Here is a 19,970-nt window from a genome sequence, read left to right as displayed (position 1 = left end):
GTGGCTGAACTGTCGTGCGAGTGGTGGTGGGGACGGCCGCTCACCCCGCCAGGAGGGACGGCGCGGCGCCGAGCAGGGTCCGCGTGTACGCGTCCTCCGGGTTGGTGAAGACCTCCTCCGCGGGGCCCAGCTCGACGAGCCGGCCGCGGTTCATGACGGCGATGTCGTCCGACACGTACCGCACCGTCTGGATGTCGTGGGAGATGAAGACCATCGCCAGGCCCAGCTCGGACTTGATGTCGGCGAGCAGGTTGAGGATCTGGGCGCGCACCGAGACGTCCAGCGCCGAGGTGGGCTCGTCCGCGACGATGACGTCCGGGTCCAGGACGAGGGCGCGGGCGATGGCCACGCGCTGGCGCTGCCCGCCGGACAGCTGGGTGGGCAGCATGTCGAGGGCCGAGGCGGGCAGCCCGACGAGCTCGATGAGCTCGCGGACCTTCGCTGCCCGTTCCGTGCCGCTGCCGATGCCGTGGACGTCGAGCGGGTCGCGCAGCGCGTCGCGGATGACCATGCGCGGGTTGAGCGCCGTCGCGGGGTCCTGGAAGACGGCGGACACGACCCGGCCGATGTCCTTGCGCTGGCGGGCGTTGCGCCTGCCCGTGAGGTGGCCCTTGAACCACACCTCACCGGAGGTGGGCTGCTCGAGCCCGAGGAGGATGCGCGCCGTCGTCGTCTTCCCGCTGCCCGACTCCCCGACGATTCCGAGGGTGCGGCCGGGCATGACGCTCAGGCTCACGCCGTCGACGGCGTTGACCTCGACGGGCGTGAAGAGGGTGCCGGTGCGCGCGGAGTACACGACGCGGACGTCGCGCAGCTCGATGACCGGCGTGGTGGTCTGGCTCATCGCAGGGCTCCCGTCGCGAGGACCGGCGCGTCGTCGACGTGCGCGGCGTAGTAGTGCTCGGTGCCCTCGATGCGGCGCAGCACGGGCGTCTGGTCCAGGCCGACGTCCGGTCGTGAGGACCGCGGCGCGAACCGGTCGCCCGTGGGGAAGTCCCGCGGGGAGGGCACCGTGCCGGGCACCTGGTGGAGGCGGTCGGCACCGGACTCGATCGACAGCACCGCCCCGAGGAGACCTCGGGTGTACTCGTGGACCGGCTCGGTGAGCAGGTCCCGCGTGGGGGCCTGCTCGACGACCTGGCCGGCGTACATGACGGTGACGCGGTGGGCGAGCTCGGCGACGAGCGCGAGGTCGTGGCTGATGAAGACCATCGCGAAGCCGAGCTTCTCGCGCAGCTCGTTGAGCAGGTCGATGACCTGGGCCTGCACGGTGACGTCCAGGGCCGTGGTGGGCTCGTCGGCGATGATGAGGCTCGGGTCGCGGGTGAGCGCCATGGCGATGAGCACGCGCTGGCGCTGGCCGCCGGAGAGCTCGTGCGGGTAGCTGCCCAGGGTGCGCTCGGGGTCCAGGCCGACGAGCTCGAGCAGCTCCTCCGCGGTCCGCGTCCCCCCGCGCCTGGTCAGCTGCTTCATCTGGGTGCGGATGAGCATCGAGGGGTTGAGCGAGCTCAGGGCGTCCTGGTAGACCATCGCGACGTGGTGGCCGCGCAGCGCGGCCCGCTCCTTGGGCGACATCGCCAGGAGGTCGCGGCCCTTGTAGAGGATCTCGCCGCTGACCTCGGCGGCGCGGTCGATGAGGCCCATGATCGTCAGGCCGGTGATCGACTTGCCGCAGCCGGACTCGCCGACCAGGGCCATCGTCTCCCCCGGGCGGACCGTGAACGAGACGTTGTCGACGATGTTGACGTCGCCGTGGCGCTCGGGGAAGCGGATGCACAGGTTGCGGACCTCGAGCAGCGGCGGCTCGTCGCGGTCGTAGACGAGACGGTCGCCGCGGGCGAGCTCGACCTCGCGGAGCTGGGCGAGGTGGTCCTCCAGGGAGGTGCCGGACGCCGGGGCGTGGGTCGCGGCCGCGGCGCGGGCCGGGGCGACGACCTCGTCGCGCGCGGTGAGGCCCTTGCCGGCCGGCCTGGGCGCGACCATCGCGTCGGTGAGGCCCTCGGAGAAGATGTTGAGGCACAGGACGGTGATCATGATCGCCAGGCCCGGGAAGAACGTCGCCCACCAGTAGCCGCTCATGACGAGGTCGCGGCCGGCGGCGATGATGTTGCCCCACGAGGGGTCCGGGTCCGGGACGCCGGCCTGGATGAAGGACAGCGAGGCCTCGAAGATGATCGCGTCCGCGACGAGGACGGTCGCGAAGACCATGACCGGCGCGATGGTGTTCCGGGCGACGTGCTTGACGACGATCCACGGCGTCGAGGCGCCCATGACCTTCGTCGCGGCGACGTAGTCCTCCCCGTAGGCGGCCAGCACGTTGGCGCGGACCACGCGGGTGAGCTGCGGGGTGTAGAGGAAGGCGATCGTCAGGACGAGCACCGGCAGCGAGCGGCCGAGCACACTGACGAAGACGGCGGCGAGGGCGATGCCGGGGAAGGACATGATGATGTCCATGACCCGCATGATGACCTCGCAGACCTTCTTGCCCGCCGTCGCCGCGATGGAGCCGAAGAGGGCGGCGGCGGCGAGTGCCACGAGGGTGGCGCCGAGGCCGATGACGAGGGAGTAGCGGGCACCGTGGACGACGCGGGAGAAGATGTCGCGGCCCTGGCGGTCGGTGCCGAACCAGTTCTCACCGCTGGGCGGCTGGACCGGCGCGCCGCTGGCGAGCGGGCCGTGGGTGGCCACGAGCGGGGCGAGCACGGCCGCGAGGGCGACGAGGAGGACGACGCCGAGGGAGACCTTGGCACCCAGGGGCAGGGAGCCGAGCCGCAGGCCGGGCGTGGAGAGACGTTCGGTGAGCTTGCGTCGCACGGTCACACCGTCCTGATCCGCGGGTTGACGAGCAGGTAGAGCATGTCGACCACGATGTTGATGATGACGAAGGCGAGCGCCACGGTCAGGGTCACGCCCTGGACGATGTTCGGCTCGTTGGCCGTGACGCCGGAGAGGATGAGCGTGCCCATGCCGGGCAGCGCGAAGATGACCTCGATGACCACGGCGCCGCCCATCGCGTAGCCGATGCGCAGGCCGAGGACGGTGATCGGGGTGATGAGGGCGTTGCGCAGGACGTTGCGGGCCACGACCTCGACCCGGCTGACGCCGCCGCCGATCGCGGTGCGCACGTAGTCCTTGTCGAGCTCCTCGACGACGGCGGTGCGCACCACGCGGGTGAGCGAGCCGGACAGCGGCAGGCCGACGGCGAAGGCGGGCAGCGCCATCCGCGCGAGGTAGCCGCCGGGGTCCTCGGGGAAGGTCGGCAGCGGCCCGGAGCCGGGCAGCCACCCCAGGCCGAGGGTGAACACCTGGATGAGGAGGACGGCCAGCCAGAAGGAGGGCGTGGCCAGCGAGACGATCGAGACGAGCCGGATGGCCTGGTCGGGCCAGCGGTCACGGTAGAGGGCGGCGACGACGCCGAGGACGAAGGCGGCGAGGATGCCGATCGACAGGCCCAGGAACGTCAGCTGGAGGGTGATCGGGAAGGCCCGGACGATCTCGTCGACGACCGGGACCTGACGGGCGCTGTAGGTGCCGAAGTCACCCTGGAGCAGACCCCCGAGGAACAGCAGGTAGCGCGTCCACAGCGGCTCGTCGAGGCCGTTGGCCTCCCGGTAGGCCTCGCGTGCCTCGACGGAGGCGCCCTCGCCGAGGGCGTTGATGGCGGGGTCGACCGGGGAGAAGGACATCACGACGAAGACGAGCAGGGTGATGCCCAGGATCATCACGGGCAGCTGGAGGAGGCGCCGACCCGTCAGGCGCAGCAGTGCGGTCACGCTCTGGGCTCCTTAGGTAGGGGTGGGACCGGTGCGGCGGCCGGGGTGCCGGCCGCCGCACCGGGTGATCACTCGGCGACGACGCCGACGTCGAGGAAGGAGAGCCCGGTCAGCGGCACGGGGGCGAAGCCGACGAGGTCCTCGCTGCTCCACGCGGTGGGCAGCTGACGGTGGAACAGCGGGTAGAGGACGGCCTGCTCCGCGATGAGGTCGAAGGCCTGGTTCCACAGTTGCTGCTGCTCCTCGCCCTCGGTGCGCACGGCCTCGTCGAGGATCGCGGTCAGCTCGGCGTACTCGGGGGTGTCGTCCCAGCGGTAGCGGTCCTGGGGCCACACGTTGTCACCGAACCACCAGCGCATGAGGAGGTCGGGGTCGTTGCCGAAGACGGAGGGGTCACCGGGGGCGACCATGACCTCGAGCTCGCCGTTGTCCACCTTGGTGTACTGACCACCGGACTGGCCGATGTCGAGGGTGGTGTTGATCCCGACGGCGTCGAGGTCCTCCTTGATCAGCGGGGCGACGTCGGCCACCCAGCCGGTGTCCGTCGTGAGCAGCGTGACGGCGAGGGACTCCACGCCCGCCTCGGCGAGCAGCTCCTGGGCGCGCTCCGGGTCGTAGGAGTAGACCGTCTCGGCCTCGGTGTAGTTCGGGTGGTCCTCGGGCAGGAAGCTCGTCGCGGCGGTGGCGTTGCCGAGCATGCCGGTCTCGATGATCGAGTCGAGGTCCAGCGCGTGGTGGAAGGCCTGGCGCACGCGGACGTCGTCGAAGGGCTCGAGGTCGGTGTTGAACATCATGAAGAGCAGGCCGAAGGACTGGACCGACTCGACGTCGACCTGCCCCTCGAGGGCCGGCACGTCGATGTAGGGGACGTCCTCGATGGCGTGGACGGTGCCCGAGCTCATCGCGGTGACGCGGGCGGCGGCGTCGGCGAGGAGGTTCCAGTTCATCCCGGCCGCCTGGGCCGGACGCGGACCGGTGTAGTCCTCGAAGCGCTCGAAGGTGATCGCGTCGTCCGGGGTGGCGGAGGTGAGGACGTAGGGGCCGGTGCCCGTGGGAAGGGCGTTGAACGCCTCGTAGTCGGCCTCGACGACCGCCTGCGGGACGATCTTGACGACCGACAGGCGCTCGGGGGTGAGGCTGAAGGGGTGCTCGAGGTTGATCTGGACCATGGTCTCGTCCACGGCCTCGACCGACTCGATGAAGTCGATGAAGGAGACGTACAGCGAGTTGTTCGCCGGGTCCATCACGCGCTCGAAGCTGTAGACGACGTCGTCGGTGGTGACGGGGTCACCGTTGTGGAAGACGGCGCCGTCGCGCAGCGTCACCTGCCACGTCGTGTCGTCGATCTGCTCGGGCAGCTCGGCACCGAGGGCGGCGTAGACCTCACGGGTCACCGGGTCGAGCTCGGTGAGGCCCTCGAGGGTGTGCCAGTTGGCCGCCACGGTGACCGCGCCGGAGGTCGTCATCGGGTCGAAGCCGCCGCTGAGGGGGTACGAGATGCCCGCCTCGATGATGGCGTCGGGGTCGACCTCACCGGCCGGGGTGGTCCCGGACCCGGTCGCGCCGGTGTCCGGCTCGTCGGCGTCGCCGCCACCGCAGGCGGTGAGGGCGAGTGCCCCGGCGAGGACAGCGGCCGTGAGGCCGACCGCCCGGCGAGGGCGGGTGAAGGACAATGTCCGCATGAGCTCTCCTATGAGACAGATGACGTCTGATGTCTGACGTAGTAGGGTGACCTTAGACTCACCGACGGCGAAAGGTCAAGGACGGACATGGCGACCACGGCAGGCGCACGAGCGAACGGCAGCGCACGGGAGACCGCGGGGCGGCGGGCGACGACGGCCGACCAGATCAAGGAGTACATCCTGGCGAACGGCCTCAAGCCGGGCGACAGCCTGCCCACCGAGTCCGAGCTGTGCGAGCTCCTCGGTGTCTCCCGGTCCAACGTCCGGGAAGCGGTGCGTACCCTCACGACCCTCAACATCGTCTCCGTGCGGCACGGCCACGGGACCTTCGTCGGCGACATGAGCCTGGACGCCCTCGTCGAGTCGCTCGTCTTCCGCGGCGTGCTCATCCCCGGTGACGACCTGCGCGCCCTGCGGGACATCGTCGAGGTGCGCCAGGCTCTCGACACGGCGATGGCCGAGCAGGTGGCGACCACGATGCGCGGCACCTACAACAAGGACCTCCACGACCTCGTCGACGAGATGGTCGACCTCGCCTCGCGCGGCCAGATGTTCCCCGCCCAGGACCGCGCCTTCCACACCTCGCTGCTCGCCCGGATCGAGAACGAGCTCGTCGGCCAGCTCGTCGGGGCGTTCTGGGACGTCCACACCGCCGTCATGCCGAGCCTGGGCGTCGCCCCGTCCGCCGACATGGTGCAGACGGCCATGGCCCACGGGGACATGCTGCGCGCCGCCGAGGAGGGTGACGCCGAGGCCTTCATCGCCTCCGTCGGGCGGCACTACGAGCCGATCGTGCGGACACTGGAGGGAGTGCGCCCCCAGCGCACCTCCGCCACCGCCGGACTGGAGGACCAGCCATGACGGCTCTCGTCACCGTCGTCGGGACGGGCGCCTTCGCCCGCGAGCACCTGCTCGCGCTGCGCCAGGTGCCGCGGCTGCGCGTCGCCTGGGTCGCCGGCACCGACCTCGACCGCGCCGAGGAGCTCGCCGGCATGGTGGGAGCGCGCGCCACGACCGACATCCGCGCCGCCGTCACGGACCCGGCGGTCCACGCCGTCGACGTCGTCAACGCGACGCCGGGTCACGCTCCCTGGACGATCGCCGCCGGCCGCGCCGGCAAGCACGTGCACGTCGACAAGCCCGCGGCCCTGGCCCTCGGCGAGCTCGACGCGATGGTCGCCGCGACCGCCGGCACCAGCCTCATGGTCGGGCAGACGGTGCGCTTCCAGCCCGCCGTGCGCCGCCTCGCCCAGGCCGTGAGGGACGGACGCGTCGGGGACCCCCGGCTGCTCCACCTCACCTGGTACACCGGCCACGCCTGGCCCGGTGGCTGGCGCAGCTGGCAGCTGGACCCGGCGCTGTCCGGCGGCCACCCCGTGCACAACGGCACGCACATCCTCGACGCCGCCACCTGGCTCCTCGGCTCGGCCCCCACCGAGGTCTTCGCCCGCGGGATGCGCACCTTCTCCCCCGACATGGAGTCCCCCGACTCCTTCCAGGTCCAGCTCCGGACGGCCGACGGCGGGCTCGCCACCCTCGAGCTGTGCTACGCCCTGCGCCAGCGCGGGGACATGCTGCGCCGCGTCGTGCTCGTCGGCACCGGGGGCACACTGAGCCACACCACCGAGAACGAGCCCGGCCTCGTCTCCGACGCCGCCCGCCCCGCCCCCCTGTCCCTGGAGGGCGCGCTGCGCGACCAGCTCGAGCACTGGGCCGACGTCGTCACGGGCGAGGCCGAGCCGCTCGTGCGGACGGACGAGGTCCGTGCCGCGCTCGCGGGCGCACTCGCCGCCCAGCGCTCGCTCGTCACCGGACGGCGGATCCACGTCACCGAGATCGAGGGCGACCCCGAGGTCGGGGCGCACGTCGACGTCGAGGAGGTCCTGTGATGGTGCTGCGGATCGGTGTCCTCTCCGCGGTGCGGCACGCCGCGGACTACCTGCGCATCCTCGGACAGGACGAGCGCGTCGAGCTCGTGGCCGTGGCGGAGGAGCCCTCGGCGCCCGACTGGGTGCGCGCGGACTCCCGTGCCGCTGCCGGGCGGGCCGGCCTCCGTTACACCGAGGAGGTCGAGGAGGTCCTCGACCCGGAGCGGGTCGACCTCGTCCTCGTGTGCGGCGCGCCCACCCGGCACGCCCGGCTCGCGCTCGCGGCGCTGCTCGCCGGCGTCGACGTCCTCGTCGACAAGCCGGTGGCGACGACCCTCGACGACGCCGACGCCCTCGTCGCCGCGGTGGAACGGACCGGACGCGTCTGCGCCGTCGTCAACCGCACCCACGCCCCCGCCCTGCGCCGCACACGCGCCTGGGTGGACGCCGGCCACGTCGGCCTGCCGAGGCACGTCGACATGGAGCTCTTCGCCTCCGGTGCCCACTTCTCGACCTCGGTGGAGCGGCCCGAGCTCGTCGTCGACCCCACCCTGTCCGGCGGCGGGGAGGTGCTCAACTTCCTCGGCTACTGCGTGGACGCCATCGGGTACCTCACCGGCCTGCCGGTCCGCGAGGTCCACGCCTTCACCGGCACCCTGTTCTCCGAGGCGCACGCCGCGCACGAGGTCGAGGACAGCGCGGTCGTCAGCCTGCTCCTGGACCGCGGGGTGACCGCCACGGTGACGCTCGGACGGGTCCCCTTCGCGCCCGGCACCACCCCGACGACGAGCTCGCTGCGCCTGCTCGGCTCCCACGGCCACGCCGTCGCCGACGACGACACGCCCGCCGTCGAGGTGTTCGGACCCGACGGCGCGGGCGCGATCGTCGCCGACGCCGGGCAGGTGGCCCTGGAGCGGTACCTGCGCCACGTCGTCGACTCGCTGCTGGCCGGCACGGCGCCGGACTACACGGTGCACGAGGCCCGCGACGCGATCGCCGTCATCGACGCCGCCTACCGCTCGGCCCACAGCGGTGACGTCGTCGCCCTCCTGCCGGCCCCGCCGCTCAGCGAGGGGCCGCACCTGGCGGGGTGAGCGACGGCGCGGACACGCCTACTGTGAGCGTGCCTCGCGCCGCGACCCGCCGTACCTCTTGTGGACCGCCTGCTTGGACACGCCGAGCAGGACCGCGATCTCGGCCCAGGTCAGGCCCCGGGCCCGGGCGCGTCTCACGAGGAGTGCCTCCCGGCGGTCGGCCTGCCTGCGCAGCTCGGAGAGCGCGTGGAGGGCGGCGACGACATCGCCGTCGTCGTCCACCGCGTGGGCAAGAGCACTCATCGGGACCTCCTCGGTGCCGGGCACGGTGTCAACCTACGTTGACGAGGTTCGGTCCGTCAACCCTGGTTGACCTGGCTCCTGCGGGCGCCTGGCGGGGTCCTGCGTTGCGCCTCAGGCCGTGACCAGGGCCGCCGGACGCCAGCCCAGCGCCGGCGCCACCTCCCCCGCGAGGAGCTCCACCGAGCGCAGCACCTCGGGGTGGGGCGGGTCGACGGAGTGGACCTGGAAGGACAGGTGGGTGGCGCGGGCGACGGCCGGGTCGGCGCGGAGCCCGGCCAGGACGGTGGCCGGGCTCCCGACGTGCGAGTCGGTCGCCGCGACGAGCTCGGCGGTCGACAGGCCGACGGCGGGGCGTCCCGTCGTCCGCTCGACGAGGGGTGCGACCTTCCGCAGGCCGGACTCGGCGAGCTCGGTGGCCCGGCGCTCGTCGTCGGTGACGACGACGGTGCGGGCCACGCTGATTCGGGGCTCGACCCCGGCCGGGAGGTGCTCGAGGTAGGCGTCGACGAGCCGCTCCTGCAGGGCACCCAGACCGAGGTCGGGCTCGCCGGCCGGGCGCGGCTGGGTCCGCGAGAGCATGAGTCCGTGGCCACGCCGTCCCGCCTCCACCGCCCACGGCTCGGAGAAGGTGCCGATCCACAGTCTGTCGGTGAGCGTCCCCGCCGGCGGGTACAGCGCCCGCCCGCACGCGACCGGCTCGCCTCGCAGGGCCGCCTCGAGACGGTCGAGCTTGGCCGTGAACACGGCGTGCCGGTCGGCGAAGTCGAGGCCGAGGGCCGCGAAGGCGCCCGGTGAGCCGCCCGAGGCGAGACCCAGCTCCACCCGCCCCCCGCTGAGGTGGTCGAGGACGGCGGCGTCCTCCGCCACGCGCACCGGGTCCTCCAGGGCGAGGGTGATGACGCCGGTGGTGAGCCGCACCCGGGCGGTCACCGCTGCGACGTGGGCGAGCAGGACGAGCGGCGAGGGCAGCCCGCCCTCGCCGCCGTCGAGGTGGTGCTGCGCGACGGCGACGGCGTCGAACCCGGCGGCCTCGGCGGTGCGGATCTGCTCGAGCGCCAGCCGGTAGCGCTCCGCCGGCGGGGCGTCGTCGAGCACCCGGGTGAAGAAGCCGAGCCGGGGGCCGCTCACGAGCGCCTCCTGGCGGGCACCTCGGGCTCGCCGAGGGAGAGCATGAGCCGGTTCGCCCAGTTGAAGAAGGCGGCTCCGCCGATGACGTCGAGGATCTCGTCGTCGCCCAGGCCAGCCGCCCGCAGCCGCTCGACGTGCCCGGGACCGAAGCGGACGGGCGTCGCCGTCAGCGCCTCGGCGGCGGCGACGATCGCCTCCCACCGTTCGCCGAGCTCGGCACCGGTCCCCTCGTCGAGCAGCCGGTCGACGTCCTCGGGACGTCCGGAGAGGCGGGCCGCGGCCCGGGCGTGGACGGAGGCGCAGAACACGCAGCCGTTGACGCGGGAGGCCGCGGCCGCGGCGAGCTCGCGCTCGGCGCGGGGCAGACCGGCGTCCTCGGTGAAGAAGATGTCGTTGTCGAGGCGGGTGCGCGCCCCGAGCAGCTCGGGGTCGCGGGCGAGGAGGCGGAAGTAGGCGAAGTCGGCCCGCGCCCGCTCGATGAGCCCCGCGTAGTGGCGTTCGGTGAGCTCCTCCTTGGCGAGCGGCTCGAGCCACGGCACCCAGCCGAGGGGCTCACGCGTGAAGGCCTCGGGGCGGGCGAGCTCGGGGTGGTGGTGGATCATCGCGGGCCTCCCGGCGTGGCGTGGAGGACGGACAGGCCCGCGGCGGCGCGCAGCTGGTAGGCGAGGAACGCGACGAGCTGGGACAGGGTGACGGTCCCGTTCGCGGTCCAGCCGGCCGCGACGAGGCGCTCGAGCGCGGCCGGGCGGGCGTCGCGGGGGTGCAGGACGAGCAGCCGGGCGTGCTCGACCGCGGCCGCCAGCCGCTCCCCCAGCACCTCGCGCGCGACGACGCGGTAGGCCGGGGCCGGGACGGACTCCGTGGCCAGCCCCGGCTCCCGGTACGTCCCGACCGGCCCGAGGGCGCCGGCGCTCCCCGCCTCGGCCACGAGGGTGGCCGCGAGCGCGTCCGACCCTCCGGCGGCCAGCAGCGCGCGCCGGTAGTGCGCCACGGCCCGCTCGTCGCGGTGCAGGGCCGCGACGAACACGGCGACGGCGAGGCGGTCGAGGACCGACACCTCGCCGTCGTCGTCGGGGGCGAGGAGCAGCCGGTAGGCGAGCTGGGCGTTCTCCCGCGCGGCGGGCCGCAGGTCGCGCAGCGTGTCGACGGCGCCGCCGGCGGGGATCCCGGCGAGCTCGCGCAGGACGTCGGCGGTCCCGGCGGGCGCGCGGGTGTGGTCGAGGACGTGGGTCATGGCTCTCTCCTGGTGGCGTGGGCCGTGGGGACGGCGTCGAGCAGCTCGCGGGTGTACTCCGTGCGTGGGCCGTGGAAGATCTCGGCGGTGGTGCCGCTCTCCACCACCCGGCCGTGCTGCATGACGGTGACGGTGTCGGAGACCTGGCGCACGACGCCGAGGTCGTGGGAGATGAACAGGTAGGTGAGGCCGCGCTCGCGCTGGAGCTCGGCGAGCAGGCCGAGGATCTGGGCCTGGACGCTGACGTCGAGCGCGGAGACGGGCTCGTCGAGCACGACGACGCCCGGGTCCAGGACGAGCGCCCGCGCGATCGCCACCCGCTGGCGCTGCCCGCCGCTGAGCTCGCGTGGCCGCCGCCCGTGCAGCTGGGGACCGAGGGCGACCCGCTCGAGGAGCGCCGCCGCCCGCGCCCGCCGCTCGCGCCGGTCACCGAGCCGGAAGTTGCGCAGCGGCTCGGCCACGATGTCCAGCACGGTCATCCGGGGGTTGAGGGAGCCGAAGGGGTTCTGGTGGACGAGCTGGACCTGGCGGCGCCACTGGCGCCGTGCCTCCCCGCGCAGCGAGGCGACGTCGGTGCCGTGGACCTGGGCCGTCCCCGCCGTCGCCGTCTCCAGCCCGAGCAGGATCCGTGCCGTCGTCGACTTGCCCGAGCCGGACTCTCCGACGACGGCGTGCGTCGTCCCGGACGGCACGGTGAGGCTCACGTCGTCGACGGCTCGCACGTGCTGCCCGCCGCGGCCGGTGAAGTCCTTGCGCACGGAGCGCAGCTCGATCGCCGGGACCGCGCCGGGCGGGGGCACCGGCGGGACGGGACGCAGCGGCGCCGGGTTGAGCGCCGGCGCGTCACGCACGAGACGCCGCGTGTAGTCGCTGCGGGGAGCGCCGACCACCTCGCTCGCCGGCCCCGAGTCGACCACCCGTCCGCCCTGCATGACGACGATCCGGTCGGCGCGCTCGGCGGCGGCGGCGGCGAGGTCGTGGGTGACGAGGAGGACGCCGGTGCCGTCCTGCGTGCGCAGCTCGTCGAGCAGGTCGAGGATGCGCCGCTGGACGGTGACGTCGAGCGCGCTCGTGGGCTCGTCGGCGATGAGCAGCTCGGGCCGGAGCGCGAGCGCCGCGGCGATGAGCACCCGCTGGCGCATGCCGCCGGAGAGCTCGTGCGGGTAGGCGCCGGCCACGCGCGGGCCGGGCAGGCCCACGCGGTCGAGCAGCTCGGCCACCCGGGCCCGCAGGGCGTCCTCGTCCCGCTCCCCGTGCACCCGCAGGGTCTCGGCGACCTGCCAGCCCACGGTCCGGAGAGGGTCGAGGGAGCTGCCGGGGTCCTGCGGGACGAGGCCGATGCGCCGGCCGCGCACGTCCTGCAGCCGCTTGTCCGACCAGCCGCGGATGTCGGTGCCGTGCAGGAGGATCTGTCCCGAGGTGACCGTCGCACCCGGTGCGAGGAGCCCGAGGACGGCGTGCGCCGTCGTCGTCTTGCCCGAGCCGGTCTCCCCGACCACCGCCACCACCTCCCCAGGAGCGACGGTGAGGTTGACGCCGTCGACGGCGGTGTGCTGCTCGCCGCGGCGGGTGCGGTAGGTGACGGAGAGGTCGCGGACGTCGAGGAGGCTCATCGCTCGCTCCCCAGGGAGCGGCTGACCCGGTTCGCCGACAGGACGACGGCGACGATCACCAGGCCGGGCAGCGTGGTGACCCACCACGCCGCGGCGAGGAGGTCGCGGCCCTGGGCGATGATCATGCCCCACTCCGGGTCCGGCGGGGTGACGCCGTAGCCGAGGAAGCCGAGGGTGGACAGCGCGAGGATCGCGGTGCCCACCTGCATCGCCGCGAGCGCGACGACCGGCCGCAGCGAGTTGCGCAGCACGTGCCGCCACAGCACCGACAGGACGCGCCCGCCGCTGCCGTAGGCCGCCTCGACGTACTCGGTGGCGCGCACCTGGACGACCTCCGCCCGCACGAGCCGGGCGAACCCGGCCACCGCGCCGACGCCGACGGCGAGCGCCGCGTTGACGGTGCCCGGGCCGAGGAGGACGACGACGGTGAGCGCGAGCAGGAGCCCCGGGATGGCGAGCAGGACGTCGACCACCCTCATGAGGACCTCCTCGACGACCCCACCGACCGTGCCCGCGACGACCCCGAGCAGGGTGCCGGCGGTGAGCCCGAGGGTCACGGCGACGGCGGCGCCGGCGAGCGACTCGGAGGCACCGTGGACGACGCGGGAGAACAGGTCGCGTCCGTTGGCGTCCGTGCCGAAGAGGTGCTCGCCCCCCGGCGCCTGGAGCCCGGCCGCGACGCTCGTGTAGGCGTCGAAGGGGGCGAGGGCGCCGGGCAGCACCGCCCACAGCAGCACGGTGGCGAGGACGGCCCAGGCGAGCACGAGGCCGACGGGGACCGGGCGCCGTCGGCGCGCCACCGGCGCGGGGTCGGGGGTGACGGCGACGGGGAACGCGGGCGCGGCGGGGTCGCGGGTGGTCGTCGCGGTCATGACCGGGCTCCTTCCAACGGGCGGGCGGCGGCGGGGGCGGCGACGACGGCGGGCGGGGGCGCCGTCGTCGTCCGCGTCCGGCGCAGGCGCGGGTCGAGGACGGGGTAGAGGAGGTCGACGACGAGGTTGACCGTGACGAAGGCGAGGGCCGCCACGAGGACGATCGCCTGGATCACGGGCAGGTCCTGCGCCGCGACCGCGAGGTTGGTCAGCCGGCCCAGCCCGTCGCGGCCGAAGACGGACTCGGTGACGACCGAGCCGGCGATGAGCTCGGCGACGAGGAGCCCGCTGATCGTCAGCACCGGCAGCAGGGAGTTGCGGGCGGTGTGCCGGGTCAGCGTCCACCACCGCGAGGCGCCCTTCGCCTCGACGACGTGGACGAAGGGCCGGGTGGCGACGTCGTCGAGGGTGCGCAGCACGATCTGGGCGAGCGGCGCGCTGACCGGGACGGCGAGGGTGAGGACGGGCAGCACGAGCTGCTGCCAGCCCTCTGCCCCGATGACTGGCACCCAGCCGAGCCGGAAGGAGAAGACCTGCAGCAGCACGATGCCGAGCCAGAACGCCGGGACGGACACGAACAGCGAGGGGATCGCGGTGATCGTGTTGTGCAGCCACGGGCCGCGGGCGTAGCTCGCCGCGAGGGCGAGCACGACGGCGACGGCAGCCGCCACGACGAAGGCCAGTGACGCGAGCTGGAGCGTGGCCGGCAGGGCGGCCGAGATGCGGTCCAGGACGGGGGTGGCCGTCTCGACCGAGTAGCCCAGGTCTCCCTGCAGCGTCCCGGAGAGCGCGTGCACGTACTGAAGGAGGAGGGGGTCGTCGACGCGGTAGTACTCGCGGATCACCGCGATCTGGTCGGCGGACAGGCCCAGCTCGGGGTTCTCGAACTTGATGAGGATGCCGTCCCCGGGCAGCGCGCCGAGGAGGAGGAAGGACAGGGTGTAGGCGGCCCACAGGACGAGGAGCGCCTGCCCCACCCGTCCGACGACGTAGCGGGCGGTCACCGCTCCTCCAGCCACGTGTCGTACAGGCGCAGGCGCCCGACCGGCTCCCAGCCCAGGCCGTGGACGTGCGGTCCGGCCGCGTAGGTCTGGGGCATGTCGTACAGCGGGATGGTCAGGGCGTTGTCGACGAGGTACTCCTGCACCTCAGCGGCCTTCGCGTAGCGCTCCTCGGTGCCGGGCAGTGAGGTGATCTCCTCGAGGAGGCCGTCGAGGGTCTCGTCGGTGGAGACGAGGTAGTCGCGCTGGCTGCTGTGGAAGGCGCTGTAGAGGACGTCGGGGTCCACGCGCCCGACGTGGCTGAGGAGGACTCCGACGTCGGCCGGGTCCTGCTGGCGCTGGACGGCGGTGGCGGGGTCCGGCAGCTCGATGTGGAGCTGGGCCCCGACCGCCTCCCACTGCTGGGCGACGAGCTCAGCGGTCTCCTGGCCGAGCGGGAAGACCGCCGGGACGATCGTCGTGAGCTCCAGGCGCAGGCCGTCCTTGGTCCGGATGCCGTCCGGGCCTCGCTCCCAGCCGGCCTCGTCGAGCAGTCGGTTGGCCTCCTCCGGGTCCGCCGCGAGCTCCCCGGACAGGTCGACGTAGCCCGTGGCGCCGGAGCTGAGCGGTGACGTGGCCACCGGGTAGTTCTCGGTGAAGAGCGTGTCGACGATCGCGCGGGTGTCGGTGGCCTTGAGCAGCGCCTGCCGGACGGGCAGCTCGGTGAGGACCGGGTTGTCGGCACGCAGCGCGATCTGCGGGCTCACGCCGTTGGTCTGCGGCGCGTACAGCTGGTAGCCGGCCGCCTCGATCGTGGGCTCGTCGTAGGCCTGGACCGAGCGGACCGCGTCGGCCTGCCCGGAGGTGAGGGCGCCGATGCGCACCGAGTCCTCGGGGGTGACGACGATGTGGATCTCGTCGAGGTAGGCGCGGCCCTGGTGCTCCTGGTGCGGGGGCGCCCAGTCGTAGTCCTCCCGCGCGGTGAGGGTGTACTCCTGCTCGGGCACGACCTCGGTGACGGTGAACGGCCCGGTTGCGACGAGGTTCTCCAGCTGGCACTGCTCCTCGTAGGGCAGCTCGTAGGTCGCGGGGCCGACGATCGCGGCGCCGACGACGGAGGTGGCCTGGAGGAAGCCGGGCACGGGGGCGTCGAAGGCGAAGGCGACCGTGTGCTCGTCGCGCACCTCGGAGCCGGCGTAGTTCGAGACGAACTCCTGGCTCGCGAGCCCGAGCTCCTCGTCGCCGAGGCCGAGGTGGTCGAAGTTGGCCGCGACGTGCTCGGCGGTCAACGGGGTGCCGTCGGAGAAGGTGACGTCCTCGCGCAGGTGGAAGACGTACTCGGTGGCGTCCTCCGACACGTCCCAGGACTCGGCGAGCCACGGGTGGATCTCGCGGGTCTCGGGGTCCTGGTAGGTGAGCTTGTCGGCGATCTGGTTGAGGACGGTGGCGACCGGGTAGTAGCCGGAGCCGCCCGCGTAGAAGCACGTGGGGAACTGGTACTCGAGGAAGGTGAGGGTGCCGCCCTGGCGGGGCGCGCCGTCGTCGGCGGCTGCCTCGCTCGTGGCGCCGGGGCTGCCGCTACAGGCGGCGAGGACCAGGGTCGCGGCGGCAGCGGTGGCTGCGGCGAGCGTGCGGCGATGGGTGGTGCTCATCGGGGCGGTCCTCTCGGGCGATGGTCGAGCGTTCGGTTGAACGCTTGACCATCAGCGTGGAGGTGGACCGCCGCCGTGTAACCGGGGGCTCGGGCGAAATCTCAGCGCGTGAGAAGCGCGGGGCTCATCGCCGCGCGCGGTGAGACGGCTGGGCTCAGCGGCCGCCGAAGAGGAGGACGGCGTAGGGGCCGCCCGAGCCCATCGCGTAGCCCACGCCCACGTGGGTGTACTTGCCGTTGAGCATGTTCGCGCGGTGGACGCTGGAGTTCTTCCACCAGTCGACCATCCAGCTCGTGATCGCGCTGGAGGACATCGAGGCACCGCCCGTGTTCCGGACGATGTTCTCCCCGGAGGCAGACCAGCCGCCGCCGATCTGCGAGCGGTAGTTCGGGTTGTGCTGGAGGGTCTGGTTCGATGCCATCCACTCGGCCCAGCCCTGGGCGACCTGGTCGAGGGTGCCGTCACGGCCGAGGGTGTGCTGGCCGTTCTGGGCACGGAAGTTGTTGAGCATGGCGCCGATCGCGCCGCGCTCGCCGCCCTGTCCGACGGAGACGGCGGCCGCGGGGGCGTCGTCGGGCTCGGCACCGGACTCCTCGGCGGACTCCCCACCGGACTCGGCTGCCGGCGCCTCGGAGCGGGACGCGGACCGGCTCGCGACCGCGGCGGCCTCGCGGGCAGCTGCGGCCTGGCGCGCGGCCTCCTGCTCGGCCTCAAGGGTCGCGACGGCGTCGGGGAGGTCCTGGATGTCGTCCTTGCTCAGCTCGACGTCCACGTCCAGCGGCTCGAGCGCGAGGCCTGCGGAGCTGGGCACCGTGATGCCGGGCGCGACGCCGTGACCGGTCTCGAGCCCGAGGGCGGCGAGGTCGGCGCGAGCCGCGGAGGCGCCGTCGTCGACGACGGCGGCGGCGCTGACACCCGAGACGAGGGCGACGGCGAGCGCACCGGCGAGGCCCGCGCGGTAGCGGCGCTGGAGCGGCGCGGCGACCTGCTCGCGCGGGAGCAGTCGCTCGAGGCGCTCGGTACGGGTGGAGGTGCGGTGGGACGGTGCGGCCACGGGCCGGCCCTTCTCACTCCCTGGGCTCGTCGGCACGGGGCCGGACGGCACCACCCGCCGCTGGGTCGTCGTCCTCGGGCGGCGGCGGGAGAGGGAACCGGCCGAGGGCCCCACGTGGAGGGTTCGCGGGACACCGGCGACACTAACCCCGCACGCGACGCAATGTCACGCTTTGGTCACGGCGTCGTGGCGAACGCCTCAGTGGCGCGCTACGCCGAGACCGCGCGCTCCACGAGCTCGAGGAGCGCAGCTGCGTAGGCGTCCTCGACGTCGACGGCGCGGTAGGTGACATCCGCGCCGTCCGGGCCGGCGGTCGTCACGACGTACTCCCCGTCCGCCCGCTCCAGCCCGCGGAAGGTCCCGCCGAGGTACTCGCGCAGCTGGTCCTCGCGGGGCAGCCACAGGGCGTCGTCCTGGTCGACGTTGTCCAGCGCCCACTCGGTGGTCCCGTTGAAGTTCAGCACGGTGCCGGTGTCGTAGGTGCGGGCCTCGATGACCATGTGGGACAGGATGAAGACGTCCTCGGAGAGCTCCTCCGCCTTGATGCGGAACCGGTCGCCGGGTGCGGGGTCCCAGCGCAGTCCGGCGGCTTCGAGCTCACGGGCGAGACGGTCGCTGATCATCCACCCAGTGTGCCGACCGTGGCGGCGGGGCGCTCAGCGATGTCCGCGAGCATGTCGGTGAGCGCGAGCGCGTCGAAGGGCGCCCGCACCTTCGCGTCGTTGTCGAAGTAGACGACGACGTCGTGCCCCGCGTCGTACCAGGCCCTCACCTTGCTGGCCCAGGACTGGAGTGCCGGCTCGTCGTAGCCGCTGACGTACAGCTCGGTCGCGCCGTGGAGGCGCACGTAGACGAGGCTCGCCGTGACGTCCTCGAACACGGGCCAGGTCTCCCCGCCGTCGGAGACGACGAGGCCGACGTCGTGCTCCGCGAGCAGCCGCAGGAAGGCGGGGTCCGCGTAGCTCTCGTGGCGCACCTCGAGGGCGTGACGGAGGGGCCGGTCGGCGTCGGTCGTCGTCCAGGCGCGGCCGTCGAGGCGCTCGTCGTGCCGCTCGCCGAGGAGAGCGGCCCGGGTGGTGCTCGTCGGCAGCGCGTCGAGGAAGGCGGCGACCCGGTCGAGGTCGAGCTGCTGACGGGCCGGCAGCTGCCAGAGGAACGGGCCGAGCCGGTCCTCGAGCGCGAGCACGCCCGAGGCGAAGAAGTTGGCCAGCGGCACCTCGACGTCGCGCAGCGCCTTGAAGTGGGTGATGAACCGGCCGCCCTTGACCGCGAACGTGAACCCGGGCGGGGTGCTCTCGCGCCAGCGCGCGTAGGACTCGGGCCGCTGGAGGGAGTAGAAGGAGCCGTTGAGCTCGACCGTCGGGAAGGTCTGGCCGACGTACTCGAGCTCCCGTCGCTGGGCCAGCCCGGGCGGGTAGAAGTCGCCGCGCCACGGGGCGTACCGCCACCCGGAGACGCCGATCCGCACCTCGGCCATGGGAGCGAGTGTAGGGAGGCGCACGGGCGAGCGCCCCCTGCCGCTTCGGTGCACATAGGGCTTGCCACTCGAACGTGTGTTCGATATCATCGTGGTACGAGGAGGTGCCGCCGGTGGACCGCGACGACAAGGAGCCCGAGACCGCGGCGAGCAGCGCGCCCGCCGGTCCCGTCGAGGACGCCTCGGCCGGTCTGGTCGTCCCCTACCTCGAGAGCCTCGAGCTCGCCTCGCCGGGTGAGGACCGGATCCGTATCGACATCTCCCGTCCCACCGGCCCGCAGCACGCTCCGCCAGTCGAGTGGGCGCAGTTCCGCCTGCCGGCCTACCGGGAAGGCGAGACGCCGGGGTGGCCGCGCAGTGTGCTCGCCGAGCTCATCCCCGAGCCCGGCGCGCTGGGTGAGTACCTGGAGCACCTGCCCCCGGGCCTGCGTCTGGCGCGGGTGCTGGAGGAGATCGACCCCGCCGACGTGGACGACTTCTCCCTCGTGGAGGTCGTCGCCGCCCACAAGCGCATGGAAGCCTGGTCCGCGGGCCAGGCGGCCCGTGCCGCGGCGGTCCTCGCCGAGCGGGACTCGGTCAACCCCACCTGGCCCGGTGACGTCCCCGGACGCACCCGCGGGGAGTGCGTCGTGGGCCAGGAGCTGTCCATGCGGCTACGGGTCACCAAGCAGGCCGCGGTCAAGATGGCCACCTGCGGCCGCGCCTTCACCGGCATGTTCCAGCCCACCGGCGAGCTCCTCGACCGAGGCCTCATCGACTGGCCCAGAGCCCAGGCCATCGTCACCACCCTCATCGACCTCCCAGCCGAGGTCGCCCTCGCCGCCCAGTGGGACGTCCTCGACAAGGCACCAGGCCGCACGCTGCGCCAGGTCCGCGAGGACCTCGCCAAGGCCGTCATCGCCGTGGACCCCGACTCCGCCGACCACCGCCACATCGCCGCCCGCCAGAAGCGCTGCGTCTACCACCCCCGCCCCCTGCCCGACGGCATGGCGATGCTCTCCGCGCGGCTGCCTGCCGCCGACGCCATCGCCATGGACCTCGCCCTGGACGGCGCTGCCCGCGCAGCCAAGAACGCCGGCGACTCCCGCACCCTGGACCAGCTACGAGCCGACAGCCTCGCCCTCATCGGCCACACCGCCCTCACCCTCGGCCACATCGGCCCAGGCGCCCACCTCCCCTGCCCCTGCGGCTGCCAGGACCGTGCACAGGACGCGGGCCCGCCGCTGGACCCGGCCGCCGAGCCCCAGCAGGACGCCGGTCGGCGACCCGGCGTCGAGCAGGCTCGTGATGCGGACGCGCC

19 protein-coding genes are annotated in these 19,970 nt (G+C 73.4%); 4 read left to right on the top strand and 15 right to left on the bottom strand.

The features are described 5' to 3' along the window. Nucleotides 1-40: 40 nt before the first annotated feature. The 4 genes from DSZ44_RS07260 to DSZ44_RS07245 form a co-directional block, all read right to left on the bottom strand. The gene (locus DSZ44_RS07260; protein WP_110851963.1) at nucleotides 41-844 is read right to left on the bottom strand and encodes an ABC transporter ATP-binding protein; all 804 of its coding nucleotides are present in this window, start codon (nucleotides 842-844) and stop codon (nucleotides 41-43) included. Beyond that, the gene (locus DSZ44_RS07255; protein WP_110852172.1) at nucleotides 841-2,814 is read right to left on the bottom strand and encodes a dipeptide/oligopeptide/nickel ABC transporter permease/ATP-binding protein; all 1,974 of its coding nucleotides are present in this window, start codon (nucleotides 2,812-2,814) and stop codon (nucleotides 841-843) included. Before DSZ44_RS07255 ends, DSZ44_RS07260 begins: the two co-directional genes overlap by 4 nt. Nucleotides 2,815-2,816: 2 nt before the next feature. Beyond that, a complete protein-coding gene (locus DSZ44_RS07250) occupies nucleotides 2,817-3,773 on the bottom strand; it encodes an ABC transporter permease (RefSeq protein WP_110851962.1) in 957 nt (318 codons plus the stop codon). Between the two features lie 68 nt (nucleotides 3,774-3,841). Further along, entirely contained in the window at nucleotides 3,842-5,455 is a 1,614-nt protein-coding gene (locus DSZ44_RS07245) for an ABC transporter substrate-binding protein (protein ID WP_110851961.1), read from the bottom strand. An 87-nt stretch (nucleotides 5,456-5,542) separates the two neighbouring features. Here DSZ44_RS07245 and DSZ44_RS07240 point away from each other — a divergent pair, with 87 nt between their 5' ends. Genes DSZ44_RS07240 through DSZ44_RS07230 form a run of 3 tightly spaced genes read left to right on the top strand, consistent with a single transcriptional unit; the run spans nucleotide 5,543 to nucleotide 8,417 of the window. Beyond that, nucleotides 5,543-6,316 (top strand): FadR/GntR family transcriptional regulator, encoded by a 774-nt coding sequence (locus DSZ44_RS07240; RefSeq protein WP_110851960.1) that lies wholly within the window; start codon nucleotides 5,543-5,545, stop codon nucleotides 6,314-6,316. Next, entirely contained in the window at nucleotides 6,313-7,344 is a 1,032-nt protein-coding gene (locus DSZ44_RS07235; RefSeq protein WP_110851959.1) for a Gfo/Idh/MocA family protein, read from the top strand. Before DSZ44_RS07240 ends, DSZ44_RS07235 begins: the two co-directional genes overlap by 4 nt. Beyond that, complete coding sequence (locus DSZ44_RS07230) at nucleotides 7,344-8,417, top strand: Gfo/Idh/MocA family protein (RefSeq protein WP_110851958.1); 1,074 nt, start codon at nucleotides 7,344-7,346, stop codon at nucleotides 8,415-8,417. Before DSZ44_RS07235 ends, DSZ44_RS07230 begins: the two co-directional genes overlap by 1 nt. Before the next feature lie 18 nt (nucleotides 8,418-8,435). Here DSZ44_RS07230 and DSZ44_RS07225 read toward each other — a convergent pair whose 3' ends face one another. The 11 genes from DSZ44_RS07225 to DSZ44_RS07175 form a co-directional block, all read right to left on the bottom strand. Beyond that, the gene (locus tag DSZ44_RS07225; protein WP_110851957.1) at nucleotides 8,436-8,660 is read right to left on the bottom strand and encodes an ECF-type sigma factor; all 225 of its coding nucleotides are present in this window, start codon (nucleotides 8,658-8,660) and stop codon (nucleotides 8,436-8,438) included. Nucleotides 8,661-8,771: 111 nt separating this feature from the next. Then, nucleotides 8,772-9,788, bottom strand: a complete 1,017-nt coding sequence (locus DSZ44_RS07220; protein ID WP_110851956.1) for a putative FMN-dependent luciferase-like monooxygenase — start codon at nucleotides 9,786-9,788, stop codon at nucleotides 8,772-8,774. Then, the gene (locus DSZ44_RS07215; RefSeq protein ID WP_110851955.1) at nucleotides 9,785-10,390 is read right to left on the bottom strand and encodes an alkylhydroperoxidase domain protein; all 606 of its coding nucleotides are present in this window, start codon (nucleotides 10,388-10,390) and stop codon (nucleotides 9,785-9,787) included. The genes DSZ44_RS07220 and DSZ44_RS07215 overlap by 4 nt, the downstream gene beginning before the upstream one ends. Further along, nucleotides 10,387-11,022: a CMD domain protein gene (locus DSZ44_RS07210; RefSeq protein ID WP_110851954.1), complete on the bottom strand. Its 636-nt coding sequence runs from the start codon at nucleotides 11,020-11,022 to the stop codon at nucleotides 10,387-10,389. Before DSZ44_RS07210 ends, DSZ44_RS07215 begins: the two co-directional genes overlap by 4 nt. Continuing rightward, nucleotides 11,019-12,635: a dipeptide ABC transporter ATP-binding protein gene (locus DSZ44_RS07205; protein WP_110851953.1), complete on the bottom strand. Its 1,617-nt coding sequence runs from the start codon at nucleotides 12,633-12,635 to the stop codon at nucleotides 11,019-11,021. Before DSZ44_RS07205 ends, DSZ44_RS07210 begins: the two co-directional genes overlap by 4 nt. After that, nucleotides 12,632-13,507, bottom strand: coding sequence for an ABC transporter permease (locus DSZ44_RS07200; RefSeq protein ID WP_110851952.1), 876 nt, complete (start codon nucleotides 13,505-13,507; stop codon nucleotides 12,632-12,634). The genes DSZ44_RS07205 and DSZ44_RS07200 overlap by 4 nt, the downstream gene beginning before the upstream one ends. After that, nucleotides 13,504-14,511, bottom strand: coding sequence for an ABC transporter permease (locus DSZ44_RS07195; protein ID WP_110851951.1), 1,008 nt, complete (start codon nucleotides 14,509-14,511; stop codon nucleotides 13,504-13,506). Before DSZ44_RS07195 ends, DSZ44_RS07200 begins: the two co-directional genes overlap by 4 nt. Then, nucleotides 14,508-16,139, bottom strand: coding sequence for a TIGR04028 family ABC transporter substrate-binding protein (locus DSZ44_RS07190; protein WP_110851950.1), 1,632 nt, complete (start codon nucleotides 16,137-16,139; stop codon nucleotides 14,508-14,510). The genes DSZ44_RS07195 and DSZ44_RS07190 overlap by 4 nt, the downstream gene beginning before the upstream one ends. 154 nt (nucleotides 16,140-16,293) lie before the next feature. Then, nucleotides 16,294-17,193 carry a CAP domain-containing protein gene (locus tag DSZ44_RS07185; RefSeq protein WP_110851949.1) on the bottom strand — a complete coding sequence of 300 codons (900 nt, stop codon included), beginning with the start codon at nucleotides 17,191-17,193 and terminating at the stop codon, nucleotides 16,294-16,296. 209 nt (nucleotides 17,194-17,402) lie between these two features. Continuing rightward, the gene (locus DSZ44_RS07180; protein ID WP_110851948.1) at nucleotides 17,403-17,816 is read right to left on the bottom strand and encodes a pilus assembly protein CpaE; all 414 of its coding nucleotides are present in this window, start codon (nucleotides 17,814-17,816) and stop codon (nucleotides 17,403-17,405) included. Further along, on the bottom strand, nucleotides 17,813-18,670 hold the full coding sequence (locus DSZ44_RS07175) for a DUF72 domain-containing protein (protein ID WP_110851947.1): 858 nt from the start codon (nucleotides 18,668-18,670) through the stop codon (nucleotides 17,813-17,815). Before DSZ44_RS07175 ends, DSZ44_RS07180 begins: the two co-directional genes overlap by 4 nt. Nucleotides 18,671-18,783: 113 nt before the next feature. Between DSZ44_RS07175 and DSZ44_RS07170 the strand changes: the two genes are divergently transcribed. Beyond that, a partial coding sequence (locus tag DSZ44_RS07170) for a DUF222 domain-containing protein (RefSeq protein WP_146237494.1) occupies nucleotides 18,784-19,970 on the top strand: 1,187 nt, incomplete at its 3' end.

Source organism: Georgenia satyanarayanai (genome assembly GCF_900116375.1).
GTDB classification, from domain to species: domain Bacteria; phylum Actinomycetota; class Actinomycetes; order Actinomycetales; family Actinomycetaceae; genus Oceanitalea; species Oceanitalea nanhaiensis.
The sequence above is the reverse complement of the archived record's forward strand: the minus strand, read 5'-3'. Positions and strand labels throughout refer to the sequence as shown.